The following is a 17,709-nucleotide window of genomic DNA, read 5'->3' as shown; positions in this document are numbered from 1 at the left end:
GTGGGAGTGATGATGACTTTCAACGTAGTGCGTGTGGCCCCCTCATCCGCCTGCCGGCACCTTCTCCCCGCTGGGGAGAAGAGACTCGGGGCTCGCCACTTGCTCAACCTCCCCTTCTCCCCGTGGGGAGAAGGTGGCCCGAAGGGTCGGATGAGGGGGCCACGCTCTCCTCCCTCTACACCCAATCAGCTGTCGCTTGCGCTGCGACCAAATGCCCAGTTCATGTAGATTTCGAGCGCCTTGCGGGTGACCGGGCCTTCCTGCAATTCGCGGCTGTCGAGGCGGTTGACGCCGACGACCTTGGAGTAGTTGCCGGAGGTGAAGATCTCGTCGGCCGCCATGAAATCGTCGACCGAGAGCGTCTCCTCGCGAACCTCGAAGCCGGCCTGGCGAAGCAGGCCGATGACGCGGGCGCGGGTGATACCGGCGAGGAAGGTGCGGTTGGCGACAGGGGTCTTGACGACGCCGTCCTTGACGAGGAACACGTTGGAGGACGCGGTCTCGGCGACATTGCCGTTCATGTCGCGCATCAGGGCGTTGTCGAAGCCGCGGGATCTGGCTTCCGCAATCGCGCGGCCGCTGTTTGGATAGAGCGAGCCGGCCTTGGCATCGGTCATCGCGGTCTCGGGCGACGGGCGGCGGAAGGGCGAGACGGTGAGCGAGTTCGGCTTGTTGTTGCCGAGCGGGGCTTCGAACAGGCAGAGCGCGAAGCGGGTGCTGTCGCCATCGACGGTGACGACGCTGCCGGCAGAGCCATGTTCACCCCAGTACATCGGCTTGATGTAGATCGGCGTCTCACCGTCGAACTTCTTGATGCCTTCCCAGGCGAGCGCTTCGATCTCTTCGGCGGTCTTCACCGGCTTCAGGCCCATGTTGACGGCGGAGCGGTTGATGCGCTGGCAATGCAGGTCGAGATCCGGCGCGATGCCGTCGAACCAGCGGGCGCCGTCGAAGACGGTGGAGGCCAGCCACATGGCATGCGAAGTCGGCCCGATCAGCGGCGGGTTGCCGGTCAGCCACTCTCCCTCGACATAGGTCCAGGTGTTGGAACGGGGCGATGTATCGACGGCCATGCGTTTCTCCTTCAAACAATTGCAGGGAGACAAAACCCCGCGCGCGGACGGGGTCAAGGAGAAATATGTCGCGGCGGAGGCTAAGCAAGAAACGGCATGCGGCAGGTGAGTCAGCGGCAATATTCATGCGCGCGCTTTAAGCGGCGGCGATGGGTGTATCAGCGAAACTCATGGGTGCGGTGAGGCACACGCGCACAACCAACTTCAATCAGCGCGAGCGTTTCAGTTTGTTGCAATCTTTAGTTTAAGTCACATACTTCCCTCAACCGGATGAACCGGCATGGAGGGGAGCATGGCAAAGCGTTTTATTCTTTCGATCGATGGCGGCGGCATTCGCGGGATCATCCCGGCGGCCGTTCTGGTGGACCTGGCCGCGCGGCTGAATGGCTTGCCGCTTTATAAAGCATTCGACATGATCGCCGGGACATCCACCGGCGGCATCATCGCGGCGGGGCTGACCTGCCCGCATCCGGATGTGTCGCACAAGGCCGCATGCACGCCGGCAGATCTGCTGGAGCTCTATGCCGATGAGGGCGACGAGATATTCAAGCAGAACCCGGTGCTCGGGCTCATTAATCCCTTCGGCATCAATGATCCGCGCTACAAGCCCGACGCGCTTGAAGGCCGACTGCAGAAGAAGCTCGGCATGGCGACGCTCGACAACGGGCTCTCCAAGGTGCTGATCACAGCCTACGACATAAAGCAGCGGCAAGCACTGTTCATGGCAAACACCGACAAGGAGAACAGCAATTTCCGCTACTGGGAAGCGGCGCGGGCGACATCGGCAGCGCCCACCTATTTTCCGCCGGCGCTCATCGAAAGAATTGGCGAGAAGAACAAGGACAGGCGCTTCGTGCCATTGATCGACGGCGGCGTCTTCGCCAACGATCCTATCCTTGCGGCCTATGTGGAGGCGCGCAAGCAGAACTGGGGCAATGACGAGCTCGTCTTCCTGTCGCTCGGCACCGGCCAGCAGAATCGACCCTTCGCCTATCAGGAGGCCAAGGGCTGGGGCATTCTCGGCTGGATGCAGCCGTCTCACGATACACCCCTGATTTCGATCCTGATGCAGGGTCAGGCGAGCACCGCCTCCTATCAGGCGAATGCGCTGCTCAATCCGCCGGGCACCAAGATCAACTACTCGACCGTCGTGACGAAGGAGAACGCCGCCTCCCTCAGCTATTTCCGCCTGGACCGGCAGCTGAGCTCCAAGGAGAACGACGCGCTGGACGACGCATCGCCCGAAAACATCAAGGCGCTGAAGGCAATCGCCGCGTCGATCATCAAGGAAAACGCCCTGGCGCTCGACGAAATCGCCAAACGCATCCTGGCCAACCAATAACGGCCAAACACGATGCGGTGATCAATCGGCTGAAAACCCGCTGATTGCGTGGGTTCCGATAAGTGCATCGGAGCCTTGCATTTTAGCGGGTTGCCATTCTCCGGCTAAAGGTCTATCGCGCTCGCCGCTAAGAAAAAGAAAAGCGAGACATCATGTCCAACTCATTTGTGAACACGCATGCGCCCGAGGGCGCACAGGCCGGCTTTGCGCCGGAAGGCCAGCTCGAGCGGCATACGCGGCTTGAAGGAACCTGGCTGAACATCTTCGACGTCACGGTGCCCGCGGGCGGCCGTACGCCGCTCCATCGCCACGAAAGCCCCGAGATCCTGCGCATCATCGAAGGCTGTCTGATCATCCGTCGGATGACGGACCAGGGACTGGAAGAATTCGAAGCCACCGCCGGCGATATCGTCCGGATCGAGGCCGATCAGGCGCATGGCTACTCCAACCGCGGCCCTGAAACCGCCCGGTTTTCGGCAACGATCGACAGCGACATGTCGGACTTCTTCGAAGCCGCCGAATCGCGCACTCGCGACCTGTTGACAGTCGTCGCCAACAGCGACAGCACACGCATCCTGGCGGCCTGATCAGGCCAAGACGGCGCGGGTCAAGCCCGGGCCGTCATTCCTTTATCACCTCGGGGAGCCGCAGCTCCTCGGGCGTGAAGACCGAGCCATCGGCCCGGACAAGCGTCGAATGTCCGGGATTGCCGGCCGGACGCGGAACCCCTTCAGCAAGAACGAACCGGACCTGATGCGCACCAGCGAGCCCTGCGGGGAAGCGGGCGATCGGCTTGCCGATCGTATAGAGCCCTGGCCGCGGCGTCTGCAGCGATCCGCTCATCAGCAATTGCAGCAATCCCGCCTCCTGCGGCAGAACGTCATAGCGCTGCGCCTTGCCGTTGGAGACCACATCGGCGGGATCGATCCTGATCAGGCCGGAGGGATTGAAGCGCATGAAGGAGCGATAGGTGGCGGCATCGACATTCTCCAACCCTCCCGCCGAAAACGCGACGGTCGAGCGCAACGCGGCCTTTCGCCCGGGCTTCAGATCGCGCGGCGCGACGCCATCCGACGGAATCATCGCCTTCGGCAGCGTATAGGCATCGATGATCGCGTCCACCGGCTTGCCGAGCGCCTTGCCCAGCGCGGCCAACTGCTGGCTTCCCGACGCGACGGCTGCCGACTGATAGCGCAGGCAGCCCGGCGAGCGGATGGACGTCACCTTCTCTTTCGGCAGACCGACGGCACCGGCACCGGCGGGCGAAGAGACGACGATGCGGCTGACACGCTCGACATGGCCCGTCACGCGCCAGATCATGGCGGTGTAGGAGGATGCGACGATATAAAGCGGCGTATCGCCAGCCTCGATGTTGAGCTCGCTGGTCTCGGTCACGCCGTCCTGCCCGGCAACCGTGACATCGGAAAGGGCGCCGGCCTCGTAGCTTCGAACATGGAGAATGGTATCGGCAGCGCCGGCAGGCGGAAGGCTGCACGACGCCATCTGCGCTTCGGCCGCGCGCTCGCGCATGCCGGCAGTTCTGGCGGTCGCCAGCGCCCGCATTTCGGTTGCCGACAGCGTGCCGTCGCCATCTTTATCGTAGAGGGCAAAGGCGGCGCGGGCCTGCGCTTCCAGCTCGTCGGCCGTCAGCTTCCCATCCTTGTTTGGGTCAAGATCAAGCAGGCGGATCAGCATCCCGCCGACGCCGTAGTCCCCTGCCTGGGCCGGGCCGGCCCTTGCAGCCGCATTCGCCTCCTCGAGGGTGATGACACCGTCATCATGGGCGCCCACGACCTCGAACGGTGACACTCCCGGCCGCTTCCGATTGACCGCCGCCAATTCCTCATGCGTGACGCGGCCGTCGTCGTTGAGGTCGGCGGCAAAGAACTCCTGCATGACGTTTGCGCGCGCGGCTGCCGCCGCAATGTTGCGCGCCCGTTCGATATCCTCGGCCGTCAGAATCTGGTCCGGGCCGCTATAGATACGAAACACGGAGAAGACCTGTGCGAGATAGGCCTCGCGATAATCGCGAATGCTCTCGATAAGCACGCTGGGCGGCACTGATGGCGGCGGTGGCGGCGTTTGGGCCGAGGCATCGGCAAGGCCTGCCAGGGCAACGCCGGCCAGCGACACGATCGCGGAGGCTTTCTTCAGGGAGGGCTGATGACGTCTGACCATTGCAATCCTCGCACGATATTTTGCGGATTTTGTAACTACCGATAGATGAAGTTTCCCTTTCGCAAATCCCTAAGAATGCGGTGGAAGCGCTCTAAAAGCCCGCTGAAGACGAGCACAGACACTGTGATCGGCCGTGCATCTCGACGATTTCAGGCTGCCCCCTCTTGCGCTTGGTCACGTTACCCTTCAAAATTGACGCATGCCTGACAGTGACCCTTCCACTACCAGCTCCACCCCGTCTTCCAGCGATATGTCCGCTGATGGCGATGGGGATGGCTGTAGATGGCGCACTGTTCGCCGCATCGGCGTCAGGCCTGATATAGCCGCTTTCAGGGCGGCTCTTTTCATATCCATCGCGGAGTTCGATCGCCGGCTGCTTGCGGCCGCCGTCATCCGCCTTTCACATTTTCATCGCAAAAGGAGCGGTCCCGTCAACGTGGCCGCGTTACACCATTGATGTTTTTCGACTGGATGTCCGACCCCTCCGCCTGGGTGGGTCTCGCAACCCTGATCGTGCTCGAGATCGTTCTCGGCATCGACAATCTCGTGTTTATCGCCATTCTCGCCGACAAGCTGCCGCCGCATCAGCGTGACCGCGCGCGCCTCGTCGGCCTCGGCCTGGCACTGTTCATCCGTCTCGGCTTGCTCGCCTCGATTGCCTGGATCGTGACGCTGACGACGCCGATCTTCTCGGTCATGGAGTTCAGCTTTTCCGGCCGCGATATCATTCTATTGATCGGCGGCGTGTTCCTGCTGTTCAAGGGCACGATGGAGCTGCACGAGCGGCTGGAAGGTCATGTCGAGACATCCGAGAAGAAGGTGGTGCATGCCGTCTTCTGGCAGGTGATCGTGCAGATCGTCGTGCTCGACGCGATCTTCTCGCTTGACAGCGTGATCACCGCCGTCGGCATGGTGCAGCACCTGCCTGTCATGATGATCGCCGTCGTGATCGCCATCGGCGTCATGCTGCTTCTGTCGAAGCCGCTGACGAGCTTCGTCAACAAGCATCCGACGGTCGTGATCCTCTGCTTGGGCTTCCTGATGATGATCGGTTTCTCGCTGATCATCGAGGGCTTCGGCGTGCACCTGCCGAAGGGCTATCTCTACGCGGCGATCGGCTTCTCGGTGATCATCGAATCGCTGAACCAGCTGGCACGGCACAATCGCGAGCGGCTGATCACGCCCACCAACATCCGCGAGCGCACCGCCGACGCCGTGCTCGGCCTGCTCGGCGGCAGGCGGCCGCAGGTGACGCTCGGGCCGACCGCGGAACATATCGCTGAACAGGCGGCCGAAGAGGACGTGTTCTCCAACGAGGAGAAGGACATGATCCAGGGCGTGCTGACGCTGGCCGATCGCTCGGCCAAATCGATCATGACGCCGCGCATCGATATCGACTGGCTGGATCTCGACGCGCCTGAGGCGGAGCTGCAGCGCCGCATCGTCGATCTCGGCCATTCGCGCTTTCCCGTCGCGCGAGGGAGCCTCGACAATTTCATCGGCGTGGCCAGCGCCCGCGACCTGTTGCGCGATTTGATCGTCGACGGGTCGATCAATGTCGAGCGCTCGATCCGCGAACCCTTCGTCGTGCATGAGAGCATCAGCGCGCTGAAGCTGATGGAGCAGCTGCGCCATTCCAGCGAAGCGGTCGCCATCGTGCTCGACGAGTACGGCGATCTCGAAGGCATGGTGACGCCCACCGACCTGCTTGAGGCCATCGCCGGCGAGTTTCCCGACGAGGACGAGGAGAAGCTATCGATCGAGCGCGGCGAGGACGGCTCGCTGACGGTGGACGGCTGGATCGACATCCGCCACGCCTCGAAGCTTGTTGATGTCGATCTGGTGGACGAAGGCGACCGCTTCTCGACGCTGGCGGGCTTCATCCTCTGGCGGCTCGGGCACCTGCCGCATCAGGGCGAGACGATCCGCTTCGATGAACTGACGTTCGAAGTCGTATCGCTCGATGGCCGCAACATCGACAAGATCAGGATCAAGCGTATCGAAGACGCGGACTAAAAAAGGGAGAAAGACGACATGGCATGGTCGGCAAGCCAGTATGTGAAATTCGAGGACGAACGGACGCGCCCGGCGCGTGATCTTCTGGCTCAGGTGCCGATGGAGCACATCGAGCGCGCCATCGACCTCGGCTGCGGCCCGGGCAACTCGACGGAGCTGATCATCGACCGCTACGGTGCTTCCGGCGTCAGCGGGCTCGACAGCGATCTCAACATGCTGGAGGCGGCGCGCAAGCGCCTGCCCGGCACCGATTTCCTCGAGGCCGATCTCTCGACATGGCAGCCGAAAGAGCCGGTCGATCTCCTCTTCGCCAATGCCGTCTTCCAGTGGCTGCCCAATCATCTCGATATCTTCGACCGGCTGATGGATGGGCTTTCGCCCGGTGGCGCGCTGGCCGTGCAGATGCCCGACAACCTGACGGAGCCGACGCATCTCTTGATGGAGGAGACCGCCCATGCCGGCCCCTGGAAGGCCGCCTTCGAGGCCAAAAGCGTCCGCCGCAACCCGCTGCCGCCGCCCTCCACCTATTACTCCCGCCTGATCGGCAAGGCCAAGCGCGTCGACATCTGGCACACCGCCTACAACCACCCGATGGCGGATGCGGCAGCGATCGTCGAATGGGTCAAGGGCACCGGGCTCAGGCCCTATCTCGACCATGCCGGCGATCAGCATCGCGAGGCGTTTCTGGCGGATTATCTGGCGCGGGTGGAGAAGGCTTATCCCAAGATGTCCGACGGGCGGGTGCTGCTAAGGTTTCCGCGGATATTCATGGTGGCGGTGAAGGGGTAGAGTTAAGAGATGGCGTCTTTCATCTTGTGGGGGCGCCGTCTCAGCTATATCTTTGGCGCAGAGATGGAGGTTGGCCGTGGCCAAGAATGCTGTCGTCGAAATCACGCTCGATCCTGAGCTGCACGCCGAATTTCTCGCTGCCGCCAAGGCCGAGAACCGGGCTGCGGGCGAAATCGTCTCTGATCTGGTACGCGACTATGTAGAACAACAGCATGTCTCGCCGGAATACGCCAGTTTTCTGGAATCTAAGGTGGCCGTTGCCCGGCAATCGATCGCCGCAGGAAAAGGACGGCCAAACGAAGCCGTCGAGGCGACATTCGCAGCCCTCCGCAATAAAATCGAGAATGGTGGCCTGTGAAGGTTGCCTGGAGCCCGCAAGCCGAGCTCGATCGTCTATCCATTGTCCAATTCATTGCCGCCGATAACCCATCCGCCGCGCTCCGCATCGATAATCTTTTCAGCGAGGCGGCACGCAGGCTTTCAAACGTTCCCTATCTTGGGCGTCAGGGAACCGTGGCGGGCACCCGCGAAGTCATTCCGCACCCGCACTATCGTCTCGTCTACGAAATCGACGACGGCACAATCTGGATACTCACGCTTCTCCACACGGCGCGACAATGGCCGCCTGTCGATCCGCAGGAGTAGCCGATCCCCGCTTGGCACCCCATCCGCCCGCTCTATCTTCCCCCTCCCATATCAAGGAGATCATCATGGACGCAGCTCCCAGCCCGCCGGTCACGCTTGTCATCTTCGGAGCCACCGGAGACCTCACGCGGCGGCTGCTTGTTCCCGCGATCATCAACCTCACGCAGAGCGGGCTCACCGGCGAGGATCTCCGTATTCTCGGCGTCGGCATCGAGCCGGGTGACGATGCGATGCTGGTGGCGCGGCTCGATGATTTCCTGAAGACGCTCGATGACGGCGGGGCGCATGCCGAAAGTGATGGTTGGAAGAGCCTCAGCAAGCGGATCGCCTATACGTCGGGCGATTTCACCAAGGACGAGATCTATCTCGACATCAAGGCGCGGCTCGAGAAGGCATCGAGCGGTAATGCCGCCTTCTATCTCGCCGTACCGCCGCAATTCTTCGGGACGATCGTGGAGAAGCTGGCCGAACACGGGCTGACCCAGGAGACCGACAGCGCGTTTCGGCGGATCGCCATCGAAAAGCCGTTCGGGACCGATCTTGCCTCCGCCAAGGCGCTCAATGCGCGCATCCTCTCCAAGGTCTCGGAAAGCCAGGTTTACCGGCTCGATCACTTTCTCGGAAAGGAGACGGTGCAGAACATCCTGACCACCCGCTTCGCCAACATGATGATCGAGGCGCTGTGGAACAACAACTATATCGACCACGTGCAGATCACCGCCGCCGAGACCGTCGATGTCGGCAGCCGCGGCAAGTTCTACGATGCGACGGGCGCGCTGCGCGACATGGTGCCGAACCATCTGTTCCAGCTGCTTGCCATGATCGCCATGGAGGCGCCGAACGGCTTCGGGGCCGAGGCGATCCGCAGTGAAAAGAGCAAGGCGCTCAGCGCGCTCAGGATCTATACGCCCGAGGAAGCGGCCGAGCATGGGGTGCGCGGCGTCTATACCAGCGGCCCCCTCAACGGCAGCCCGGTCACCGCCTTCCGCGAGACCAAGGACGTCTCGCCCGACACCAGGACGGAAACCTTCGTTGCGCTGAAACTCTATGTCGATACATGGCGCTGGGCGGGCGTTCCCTTCTATCTCCGGACCGGCAAGGCGATGAAGGCGCGCGATACCGAGATCGTCGTCACCTTTCGCCAGGTGCCCTTCGCGCAGTTTCGCGAGACCGACATCAAGCGCAGCCTGCCGCCGAACCGGCTGGTCATTCAGGTGCAGCCGGACGAAGGCCTCAGCGTCGAGCTGTCGATCAAGTCGCCGGGGCTCTCCGTCGATACCGTGCCTGTCTCGCTCGACTTCCGCTATGCCGACAAGTTCGATATCGGCAAGATGACCGGCTACGAGTCCCTGCTCTACGATCTCTTCATCGGCGACCAGACGCTGTTTCAGCGCGCCGACGGCATCGAGGCGGGCTGGGCCGCCGTGCAGCCCTTCCTCGATCTCTGGGGCACAAGCCACGACCAGCCGGAGCCCTACCTGCCAGGAAGCATGGGGCCGACCTGCGCCGACGAGCTGATCCGCAAGGATGGCCGGCAATGGCACGAGCTCGGCGTTATTCTACACAACCCAAAAAGCGCACATGAATAAAAATACACTCTTATGTTAGTATATCCGGAACAACCATGCTCACGCGCTAGCCTTCAGAAATAAACCCATAATATTTACGGGAAACGGCTCGCTTCGCCGCTGAAAGGCGGTACCAAGTACAAAAAAGGTAGAAGTTGACCGGTTACTTCCTGGGATCCAAGCTTTTACTGCTGACAGCGTTGCTTTTCCAGTGCGACAAAGAAAGCGGGGGCCCGTCACACCCCGACGGGCCCTTCCCGGGTTCCTAGTTGTTTTTTTGCTTATGTCAGGCAAAAAAATCGAATTGTTAATGACCGATTAACATATTTACTTGCGCTCTTCAGCGGCCTTGCTAAATCTACCCTCTAATCTGGGGTATTGATGATGACGGATATTCAGTCTTCCAAGAATCGATCCAATTCAGACCAGCGAATGGAGACCTGCCGGTCCGAATTCGAGCCTATGCTCTTCGAACTTATCCGTGACGGAGAGAAGAGAGGGTGGAAAGCCGCCGAAATCGCCATGGCTCTCGCCGACGCGGCTGATGACGTCATCCTGAAGCTTGCCCGCGAGACAAAAAGCAAGCACTGACACCCCATCCGGCCGCCTGAACCAGGACCGCGTCAGGATCGATTTTCCGGGCCGAAACCCACTTTCGGCGAGCGGCGATAACACATACAATCACGACTGATTTGGCATTCATCACTGATTTGGCCTGTCGTGAGCCATCCTCCGGTGTCTCCCAGCAAGCAGTGTGGTCGCGCAACGGCGGGAGGCGATATTGCAGTGGTTTGCGGCAGCACTTCTGGCTTGCGGATGCGTCAATCTGGCCGAATTCCCCGACTTCCCAGCGGCGAAGGATTATGTCGCCACGACATCGTGCGACCTTAGCGCGGACCCGGCCGGATGCCGGGATACGCGTGCTGGGTGGGCGGTGACTTATGCGCGTGCGGTTGGTGGCGGTTATGAGAGCCAGAACAGGGTTGCGCTGTGCTTCAGTACCGGGTGCGATACGGCGATCGTCGAGGATCGCGTTTTGGGCTGCGCGTGGCGGCATGTGATCTTTGGAGCGAAGCATGCCGCGACGGCGGAGAGTGACCGGGCGCAGGTGGAGCGGTTTTGCGGCGGGAGCGCGCTGGATGAGGCCGATCGGCAGACGGCGCGGGATCAGGCCGCCGTGTGGATGCAGTTGGTTGAGGTGACGCAGTAGGGTTTGTTGGGTTTGGGTGGTGGATATCGCCGGGCCGTGAAGGTCAGCGTGCCTGGCCCCCTCATCCGCCTGCCGGCACCTTCTCCCCGCTGGGGAGAAGAGACTCGTGGCACCGCCTTGCACCATCTCGGGCGTTGAGCAAAGAGGCGAGCGGGCGCCGCATTTCCCTTCTACCCAACGGGGAGAAGGTGCCGGCAGGCGGATGAGGGGGCGACACGCGCAAACGCCCACCTCACCATCCACCCCATAGCAAAACGGGCGGAAAATCCGCCCGCTGCATCATCCATCAACCCAATCCGATCAAACGAACTGGCTGAGGCCCGGCACCGAGGCCACGACCTCGTCGACGACTTCCTTGCCGGCGTGCTGTTCGGCAATTGAAAGGGTTTCCTTGGCGAGCGAGGTGATCTCGCCCATGCCGAGACCTTCGGACATCAGCTGCTGGCCGAGCGCCATGATGCCGCCGCCGCCAAGCGCGCCCATGATGCTGCCGAGAAGGCCGCCGCCGCCGGTTTCGCCGGCGCCGTTATACTGGGCAACCAGATCGGAGGCGCCCGGAATGGCTTCGATCATCCGGGCGACCGGGCCGTCGGCCGCTTCGCGCTGGAGAAAGCCAAGCATCATGCCGAGCGCCTTTTCGGCCACTTCGGCCGGAATGCCGACCCGTGCGGCTATCTGATCCACGATTTCATTCATCGTCATCCTCCTGGTTTTATTGACGTTAACGTCAACGTTAATCGACTTCGAGTGGCAACTCAAGGCATCCGCGACGCGATCATCGCTTATCCAGTTTTCCTTTTAATGCAGACAGTTGTCGGCATTGCGGTCCCTGCTTATAACAGTCAAACCATATTACAATGAACATGCGGATTATGCTCTCCGCATTTTGACGCAATCGGCGTCCGTCGCCGGCAGGGAGACCTTTCGCATGCTCGAGGATGGCAAGATCTACATCGGTACCAGCCGCAACCCTGATGACAGTATCAACACCCCCGAATATCTGGAACTCAAATACGGCAACCGCCACGGACTGGTGACCGGCGCCACCGGCACCGGCAAGACGGTGACGCTGCAGGTGCTGGCCGAAGGCTTCGCCAAGGCCGGCGTTCCTGTTTTCTGCGCCGACATCAAGGGCGACCTCTCCGGCATTGCCATGAAGGGCCGGCCGCAGGACTGGATGACCAAGCGGGCCGAGCAGATCGGTTTCGACGATTACGAAGCGGATCAGTTCCCGGTCATCTTCTGGGACTTGTTCGGTGAAAAGGGCCACCGGGTGCGCACCACCATCGCCGAGATGGGCCCTCTCCTGCTCGCCCGGCTGATGGATGCGTCGGAGCCGCAGGAAGGCGTCATCAACATCGCCTTCAAGATCGCCGACAAAGGCGGCCTGCCGCTGCTCGACCTCAAGGATTTCTCGGCCCTCCTCAACTATATGGGCGAGAACGCCACCGAGCTTTCCAGCCAGTATGGGCTGATCTCCAAGGCCTCCGTCGGCTCGATCCAGCGCGCGCTCCTGGTGCTCGAGCAGCAGGGCGCCGAGCATTTCTTCGGCGAGCCGGCGCTGAAGATTACCGACATCATGCGATCAGACAATCGCGGCTACGGGAACATCTCGGTGCTCGCCGCCGACAAGCTGATGATGAACCCGCGCCTCTACGCGACCTTCCTGCTCTGGCTGCTGTCCGAACTCTTCGAGGAGCTGCCTGAAGTGGGCGATCCGGAGAAGCCGAAGCTGGTGTTCTTCTTCGACGAGGCGCATCTGCTCTTCAATGACGCGCCGAAGGTGCTCGTCGAGCGTGTTGAGCAGGTGGTGCGCCTGATCCGCTCTAAGGGCGTCGGCGTCTATTTCGTCACGCAGAACCCGCTCGACGTGCCGGAGACGGTGCTGGCGCAGCTCGGCAACCGCGTGCAGCACGCGCTGCGCGCCTATACGCCGCGCGAGCAGAAGGCGGTGAAGACGGCGGCCGATACATTCCGCCCCAACCCGGCCTTCGATTGCGCGACCGTGATCACCACACTCGGGACCGGCGAAGCGCTGGTCTCGACGCTGGAGGCCAAGGGCGCGCCATCGATCGTCGAGCGCACGCTGGTGCGGCCGCCATCCGGCCGTGTCGGGCCGCTGACGGACCAGGAACGCCAGCAGGTGATGGACAAGAGCCCGGTGCTCGGCGTCTATGACGAGGATATCGACCGCGAATCCGCCTTCGAGATCCTGGCGGCGCGGGCGCAGAAGGCATCGGATTCCGATGCCGCCAAGCAGGCGCAGCCGACACAGCCGACGGAGGGAAGCGCCTCCGGCCGCTGGACGCTGCCGGGCTTTGGCGACGACGACAAGGACGAGAAGCAGGCGCAAGGCCGCCCCCGCTCCGGCGGCTACCAGCGCGAGACGGTGGTGGAAGCGGCGATGAAGAGCGTGGCCCGCACCGTGGCGACCCAGGTCGGACGGGCGCTGGTGCGCGGCATCCTCGGCAGCCTGAAACGGTAACCCTGATCCCTCAACCCTTTTCGGAAGCGACCGCGTGACGTTGATTTGGAGAGAGTTGAACCCCGCAGAAAAGCAGATCATCCAGCGTCTGGCGCGACACGCCGCGCGCGGCGAGGTGCCGCCAGCCTGGGACTGCGACCATTACCGCGCCGCCGAGATCGACGCATCCGGCTCGCTGCGCCTTCGCCTGCGCGACAGGACCGATTGGCCCGCCGACCTGCCGGCGCACCCCGTCGCGTCCGGCTATTTCGACGACAAGGAGGTCGCCGATCCCTACGGGCCGCTTGTCGATATCATCCTGTTTTCGGCTGCGGGCGTGCTTTCGGAATTGCAGATCTACCGCAGCGACGGCGGCGTGATCCTGAAGGCGATCGAGGCCGATGCGATCTTCCTGATCACGGTGCACGAGCATCACGGTTGAGTTTTCGTACAGCAATCTGTCAGCGCCTAAAATTAGCGCCCAAAATACGCCGGTGAAAAGCTTTGGATGGATTGAACAAACTTGGCGCCTTCATATCCTGGATCGCCTCGATACCCATGGAAGTTTGGGTGGGTTTTGGCGGCGTTTTGCTGACCGCAGTTCTGACCGCGATCACGAGTGCCTACTTCGCTGGACGTGATTTTCGGAAGCAACGGCGAAGCGAAGCGATTGCTGTGGCATTCAAGGCGTCCTTGATTGCGAATGACCTCGCGGAGAAGCATCGGGAGTTCAAGGACGCAAAAAATAAACACAAAGCTCACAACGATCAGCGTCTCCCTTTTTGGAGCTTCATCAAGGTCAAAGCCGGGCGACATGAGCGGATCACTATCGAGCCGCACGAGTTGCTAGTCTTCATCGAAGCGCGTGAATACGAGATAGTACGGCAACTTGCGGTGCTCGATATGCGTCACAAAGCTGTGTGCGATGCACTCAACGAGTTCGCCGACCTTAAGCGTGAGCTTCGCTCACGCATGAAAGTAGGAACACCGGCTGGCGATTACATGCTGAACGCAATTGACGTTTCCGATGAGCCTGCGCAAATCATCCTCACTCAAATGGCGGCTCTGAGCCAATCGACAGCCAACCTTTTGCCAACCTTCTCCGCCGAGGCACTTGCTTTGTGTGTGAGCATCACCCCAGCGCTTCGACGACACCTGAAGGACAACAAAATCCCGTTCTTCGCCAAGCCGCCTAGCTAAGTTGGACAACTAGCTGATCTAGGCGGAGCCCTTGAGCGCACGGATCACGGTGCACGAGCATCACGGTTGAATTTTCGCGGCCGCAATGCTATTGCCGAGATACTTGAGAAAGGAGGGTTGCGCGTGACGATACATTTCCGATTCAATCGCCAGCGTGGCCCCGTCAACGCCCTGCAAATGCGTTTGCAGGGCTGACCAGAGACCGTTTCTCGACACCCTCTTCCTGGTCCGCCCCTCGTGGCACTGCAGCCGTGAGCCTATGCTCGCCTGCATGTTTCTAGATCCCCCGAGCTTGAGCATACGCGCGCGATGAAGGCTGATGCCCGCGACGCGCCTGTGCCTGCTCGCAAGACCAGAGCAAGATCATGACGACAATCCATATCCGCAATCTCGGCATCACCCTCGGCAAGCCGCTGTTTTCCAACCTCACGCTTGCTATCGGCGCCGGCGACCGCATCGGCCTTGTCGCCGCAAACGGGCGCGGCAAGTCCACGCTGCTGCGCTGCCTGTCCGGCGCGATAGAGCCGAGCGAGGGCGACGTCACCCGCTCGCGTGGGCTCACCATCGGCCATGTCGAACAGGACGTGCCGCCTGCCCTGCTCGCGCTGCCATTGCACGAGGCGGTGCTGAAGGCGCTGCCGGAGGACCAGCAGCTCAACGAGACCTGGCGGGTCGACATGGTGCTTGCCGGTCTCGATGTGCCCGATGACATGCGCGAGCGGCCGGTGGGGCAGCTCAGCGGCGGCTGGCAGCGGCTGGCGATGCTGGCGCGGGTCTCGGTGACCGAGCCGGACGTGCTTCTGCTCGACGAGCCGACCAACCATCTTGACCTCGGCAAGATCGCCCGGCTTGAGGACTGGCTGAACGCGCTGCCGCGCGACATGCCCGTCATCATCTCCAGCCACGACCGCGCCTTTCTCGACGCCACGACCAACCGGACGCTGTTTCTGAGGCCCGAGCAATCGGCGCTGTTTTCGCTGCCCTATTCGCAAGCGCGGGAAGCGCTCGACGACAGCGATGCGGCCGACGAGCGGCGCTACCAGCGCGACATGAAGACGGCGGAGAAGCTGCGCCAGCAGGCCGCCAAGCTCAACAATATCGGCATCAACTCCGGCAGCGACCTGCTTGTCGTCAAGACCAAGCAGCTGAAGCAACGTGCGGAGAAGCTGGAGGACGCGGCGAAACCCGCGCATCTGGAACGCTCGTCGGGCGCGATCCGGCTTGCCAATCGCGGCACGCACGCCAAGGTGCTGGTGACGCTCGAGGATGCGGCGGTAGTGCGGCCTGATGGCACGCCGCTCTTCAAAACCGGCAAGCTGTTCATCTGCCAGGGGGATCGCATCGTTCTGCTGGGCGCCAATGGCATGGGCAAGAGCCGGATGGTGACGATGCTGCGGCGCGCGATCATGGAGGCTGACGGCGCCGTCGAGGGCATCAAGGCGACGCCGTCGCTGGTGCTCGGATATGGCGACCAGGCGCTGAACGAGCTGATCGACGAGGAGACGCCGATGCGGATGATCCTGAGGCGTTTCGATGTCGGCGATGCGAGAGCCCGCGCGCTGCTTGCCGGCGCCGGCATGACGATCGAGATGCAGGGCAAGCCGATCGGCAGGCTCTCTGGCGGGCAGAAGGCACGGCTTGGGATGCTGGCGCTGCGGCTGACCAACCCGAATTTCTACCTGCTGGACGAACCAACCAACCATCTCGACATCGAGGGCCAGGAGGCGCTGGAGAGCGAGCTGATGGCGCGGCAGGCAAGCTGCCTGCTGGTCTCGCACGATCGCGACTTCATCCGCAATGTCGGCAACCGCTTCTGGCAGATCGACGGCAAGAGGCTGGTGGAAGTGGAGAGCCCAGAAGGGTTCTTCGCCGCCGCCGCGACGGCCGGCTGATCGGGCGGTTTGCGTCAGAACGAAGCCGGTGCGGCGGCGAGCACGTTGAGCTTGCCGCCGCCGATGGCGTAGAGGCTCAAGCGGCGCTCGACCTGGCCGGATGGCGACAGACGGAAGAGGCCGGTGACGCCGCGGAAGCCGACCTTGCTGGTCAGCGTCTCGGCGTTGAGGCCCGTCGGCCCCTTGGTGCGGATGATGCCCGACGCAATGGCGATGGCGTCATAGCCATAGGCGGCATCGGCCGAGAGCGGGCGCTTGTAGTGGCGCTGATAGCGCTCCGAGATCAGCGAGGTGGCCTCGGGTTCGACCATGGCGATCAGCGTGCCGTTGGCGGTCGGTTCGCGGTAGGTCTGCGGCGGCCAGGCGCTGGTGCCGACGAAATTGAGATTGCTCTGGCCGCCGGCCTTGATCGCCCCTTCGATGGTGGTGGTGATCGCCGTGCGGCCGAGGATGAGCACCGTATCGGCCTGCTGCAGCTGCGGCTTGGCCGTCTGCACCGCGGCTGCGGCCGCCGCATCCGTCAGGTCATATCTGGTGATGCCGAGAAAGGTGCCGCCCGAGGCGCGGATGGCGTCCGCCAGTCTCAGATCGGCTGCTTGCGGGAGATCCCGCTGGGCGAAAACGACGACCTTCTTGTGGCCGCTGGCAGCGGCCGTGCGCAGGCCTTCCAGCGCGCTGTCGGTTTCGCTCGATGCGAGATTGTAGACATTGCCTGATGTTGCCGGCACGGGCTGGCCGAGATTGAGGAGCGGCGGGCGCTGGTCGGACGGCATGGCGGCGACGGCGGCCGTGGTCGCCGGTGGCAGGTAGCTGATAAGGATCGCCGAGCTTCTGGACTTGGCGGCGGCCACCGCGGCAGGCGCGGCAGCGGGGCTCGCAACGTCGATCACCTTGACGAATGCCTGGTTGGCGCCGAGTTCGCCGATGCCGAGGGCCGCGGCATCTCTCACATCGCGCGACGGCCCTTCGAAGAGCCCGTTCGAGCCTTTCTGCATCAGCAAGGTGATCTCGGCGCCGTTTTCGCCGAAGCTTTCTTCGACATCGCTCGACGGCGGCTTGATGTCGTTGGTCTTGACGTTCCTGGCGATGCCGTCAACGTCGGACTGGCAGGCTGCCAGCGCCGTGCAGGAAAGGACGACGGAGAGAAGCAGGAGCGATCGGGCGGCTTGCGCCCCCTTGTGGGCTGCGCGACGGACGCCGCGTAAACCATGCGCGCTACGCGCCACATCCCTGCCCTTAACGATCACTGCTTCCCCCAAACCCTGTCAGGCCGTCTATAGCGGCCATTTCGCGGCTTCATATCTGCATAGGCATCTGGCGAAAGCAAACCCT

The 17,709-nt window shown here is 62.4% G+C and carries 17 protein-coding genes; 13 read left to right on the top strand and 4 right to left on the bottom strand.

Going from position 1 to position 17,709, the window contains the following annotated elements:
* Positions 1 to 185: 185 nt before the first annotated feature.
* Positions 186 to 1,073 (bottom strand): branched-chain amino acid aminotransferase, encoded by an 888-nt coding sequence (locus QTL96_RS20825; protein ID WP_289729012.1) that lies wholly within the window; start codon positions 1,071 to 1,073, stop codon positions 186 to 188.
* A gap of 292 nt (positions 1,074 to 1,365) precedes the next feature.
* Between QTL96_RS20825 and QTL96_RS20820 the strand changes: the two genes are divergently transcribed.
* Both QTL96_RS20820 and QTL96_RS20815 read left to right on the top strand, forming a co-directional pair.
* The gene (locus tag QTL96_RS20820; protein WP_289729011.1) at positions 1,366 to 2,415 is read left to right on the top strand and encodes a patatin-like phospholipase family protein; all 1,050 of its coding nucleotides are present in this window, start codon (positions 1,366 to 1,368) and stop codon (positions 2,413 to 2,415) included.
* Positions 2,416 to 2,567: 152 nt separating this feature from the next.
* A complete protein-coding gene (locus QTL96_RS20815; RefSeq protein ID WP_112944426.1) occupies positions 2,568 to 3,002 on the top strand; it encodes a cupin domain-containing protein in 435 nt (144 codons plus the stop codon).
* A 34-nt stretch (positions 3,003 to 3,036) separates the two neighbouring features.
* Here the strand turns inward: QTL96_RS20815 and QTL96_RS20810 are convergent, their stop codons facing one another.
* Positions 3,037 to 4,593 (bottom strand): EF-hand domain-containing protein, encoded by a 1,557-nt coding sequence (locus QTL96_RS20810; protein WP_289729010.1) that lies wholly within the window; start codon positions 4,591 to 4,593, stop codon positions 3,037 to 3,039.
* Between the two features lie 456 nt (positions 4,594 to 5,049).
* Here QTL96_RS20810 and QTL96_RS20805 point away from each other — a divergent pair, with 456 nt between their 5' ends.
* The 7 genes from QTL96_RS20805 to QTL96_RS20775 all read left to right on the top strand — a co-directional run bounded on the left by QTL96_RS20805 (position 5,050) and on the right by QTL96_RS20775 (position 10,821).
* The gene (locus QTL96_RS20805) at positions 5,050 to 6,609 is read left to right on the top strand and encodes a TerC family protein (RefSeq protein WP_289729009.1); all 1,560 of its coding nucleotides are present in this window, start codon (positions 5,050 to 5,052) and stop codon (positions 6,607 to 6,609) included.
* 18 nt (positions 6,610 to 6,627) lie between these two features.
* A complete protein-coding gene (gene tam, locus QTL96_RS20800; protein WP_289729008.1) occupies positions 6,628 to 7,398 on the top strand; it encodes a trans-aconitate 2-methyltransferase in 771 nt (256 codons plus the stop codon).
* Positions 7,399 to 7,474: 76 nt separating this feature from the next.
* Complete coding sequence (locus QTL96_RS20795; protein ID WP_289729007.1) at positions 7,475 to 7,756, top strand: antitoxin of toxin-antitoxin stability system; 282 nt, start codon at positions 7,475 to 7,477, stop codon at positions 7,754 to 7,756.
* Complete coding sequence (locus QTL96_RS20790) at positions 7,753 to 8,043, top strand: type II toxin-antitoxin system RelE/ParE family toxin (RefSeq protein ID WP_289729006.1); 291 nt, start codon at positions 7,753 to 7,755, stop codon at positions 8,041 to 8,043. Before QTL96_RS20795 ends, QTL96_RS20790 begins: the two co-directional genes overlap by 4 nt.
* Before the next feature lie 65 nt (positions 8,044 to 8,108).
* Positions 8,109 to 9,632 carry a glucose-6-phosphate dehydrogenase gene (gene zwf / locus QTL96_RS20785; RefSeq protein WP_289729005.1) on the top strand — a complete coding sequence of 508 codons (1,524 nt, stop codon included), beginning with the start codon at positions 8,109 to 8,111 and terminating at the stop codon, positions 9,630 to 9,632.
* 441 nt (positions 9,633 to 10,073) lie between these two features.
* Complete coding sequence (locus tag QTL96_RS20780) at positions 10,074 to 10,202, top strand: hypothetical protein (RefSeq protein ID WP_018896989.1); 129 nt, start codon at positions 10,074 to 10,076, stop codon at positions 10,200 to 10,202.
* 190 nt (positions 10,203 to 10,392) lie between these two features.
* Entirely contained in the window at positions 10,393 to 10,821 is a 429-nt protein-coding gene (locus QTL96_RS20775; RefSeq protein WP_289729004.1) for a hypothetical protein, read from the top strand.
* A 300-nt stretch (positions 10,822 to 11,121) separates the two neighbouring features.
* On the opposite strand, the gene QTL96_RS20770 is transcribed toward QTL96_RS20775, so the two are convergent.
* On the bottom strand, positions 11,122 to 11,517 hold the full coding sequence (locus tag QTL96_RS20770) for a hypothetical protein (protein ID WP_111564431.1): 396 nt from the start codon (positions 11,515 to 11,517) through the stop codon (positions 11,122 to 11,124).
* 232 nt (positions 11,518 to 11,749) lie between these two features.
* On the opposite strand from QTL96_RS20770, the gene QTL96_RS20765 reads away from it, so the two are divergent.
* From QTL96_RS20765 to QTL96_RS20750, 4 genes are all read left to right on the top strand, one after another.
* Complete coding sequence (locus tag QTL96_RS20765) at positions 11,750 to 13,306, top strand: helicase HerA-like C-terminal domain-containing protein (protein ID WP_289729003.1); 1,557 nt, start codon at positions 11,750 to 11,752, stop codon at positions 13,304 to 13,306.
* 34 nt (positions 13,307 to 13,340) lie between these two features.
* Positions 13,341 to 13,727, top strand: coding sequence for a hypothetical protein (locus QTL96_RS20760; RefSeq protein ID WP_162725113.1), 387 nt, complete (start codon positions 13,341 to 13,343; stop codon positions 13,725 to 13,727).
* A gap of 62 nt (positions 13,728 to 13,789) precedes the next feature.
* Positions 13,790 to 14,485 carry a hypothetical protein gene (locus QTL96_RS20755; RefSeq protein ID WP_289729002.1) on the top strand — a complete coding sequence of 232 codons (696 nt, stop codon included), beginning with the start codon at positions 13,790 to 13,792 and terminating at the stop codon, positions 14,483 to 14,485.
* A 365-nt stretch (positions 14,486 to 14,850) separates the two neighbouring features.
* Entirely contained in the window at positions 14,851 to 16,377 is a 1,527-nt protein-coding gene (locus QTL96_RS20750) for an ABC-F family ATP-binding cassette domain-containing protein (protein WP_289729001.1), read from the top strand.
* A 14-nt stretch (positions 16,378 to 16,391) separates the two neighbouring features.
* Here QTL96_RS20750 and QTL96_RS20745 read toward each other — a convergent pair whose 3' ends face one another.
* Positions 16,392 to 17,624 carry a hypothetical protein gene (locus QTL96_RS20745; RefSeq protein WP_289729000.1) on the bottom strand — a complete coding sequence of 411 codons (1,233 nt, stop codon included), beginning with the start codon at positions 17,622 to 17,624 and terminating at the stop codon, positions 16,392 to 16,394.
* Positions 17,625 to 17,709 lie beyond the last annotated feature (85 nt).

The organism is Rhizobium sp. S163 (assembly GCF_030380805.1).
Classification (GTDB): Bacteria; Pseudomonadota; Alphaproteobacteria; order Rhizobiales; family Rhizobiaceae; genus Rhizobium.
The sequence above is the reverse complement of the archived record's forward strand: the minus strand, read 5'-3'. Positions and strand labels throughout refer to the sequence as shown.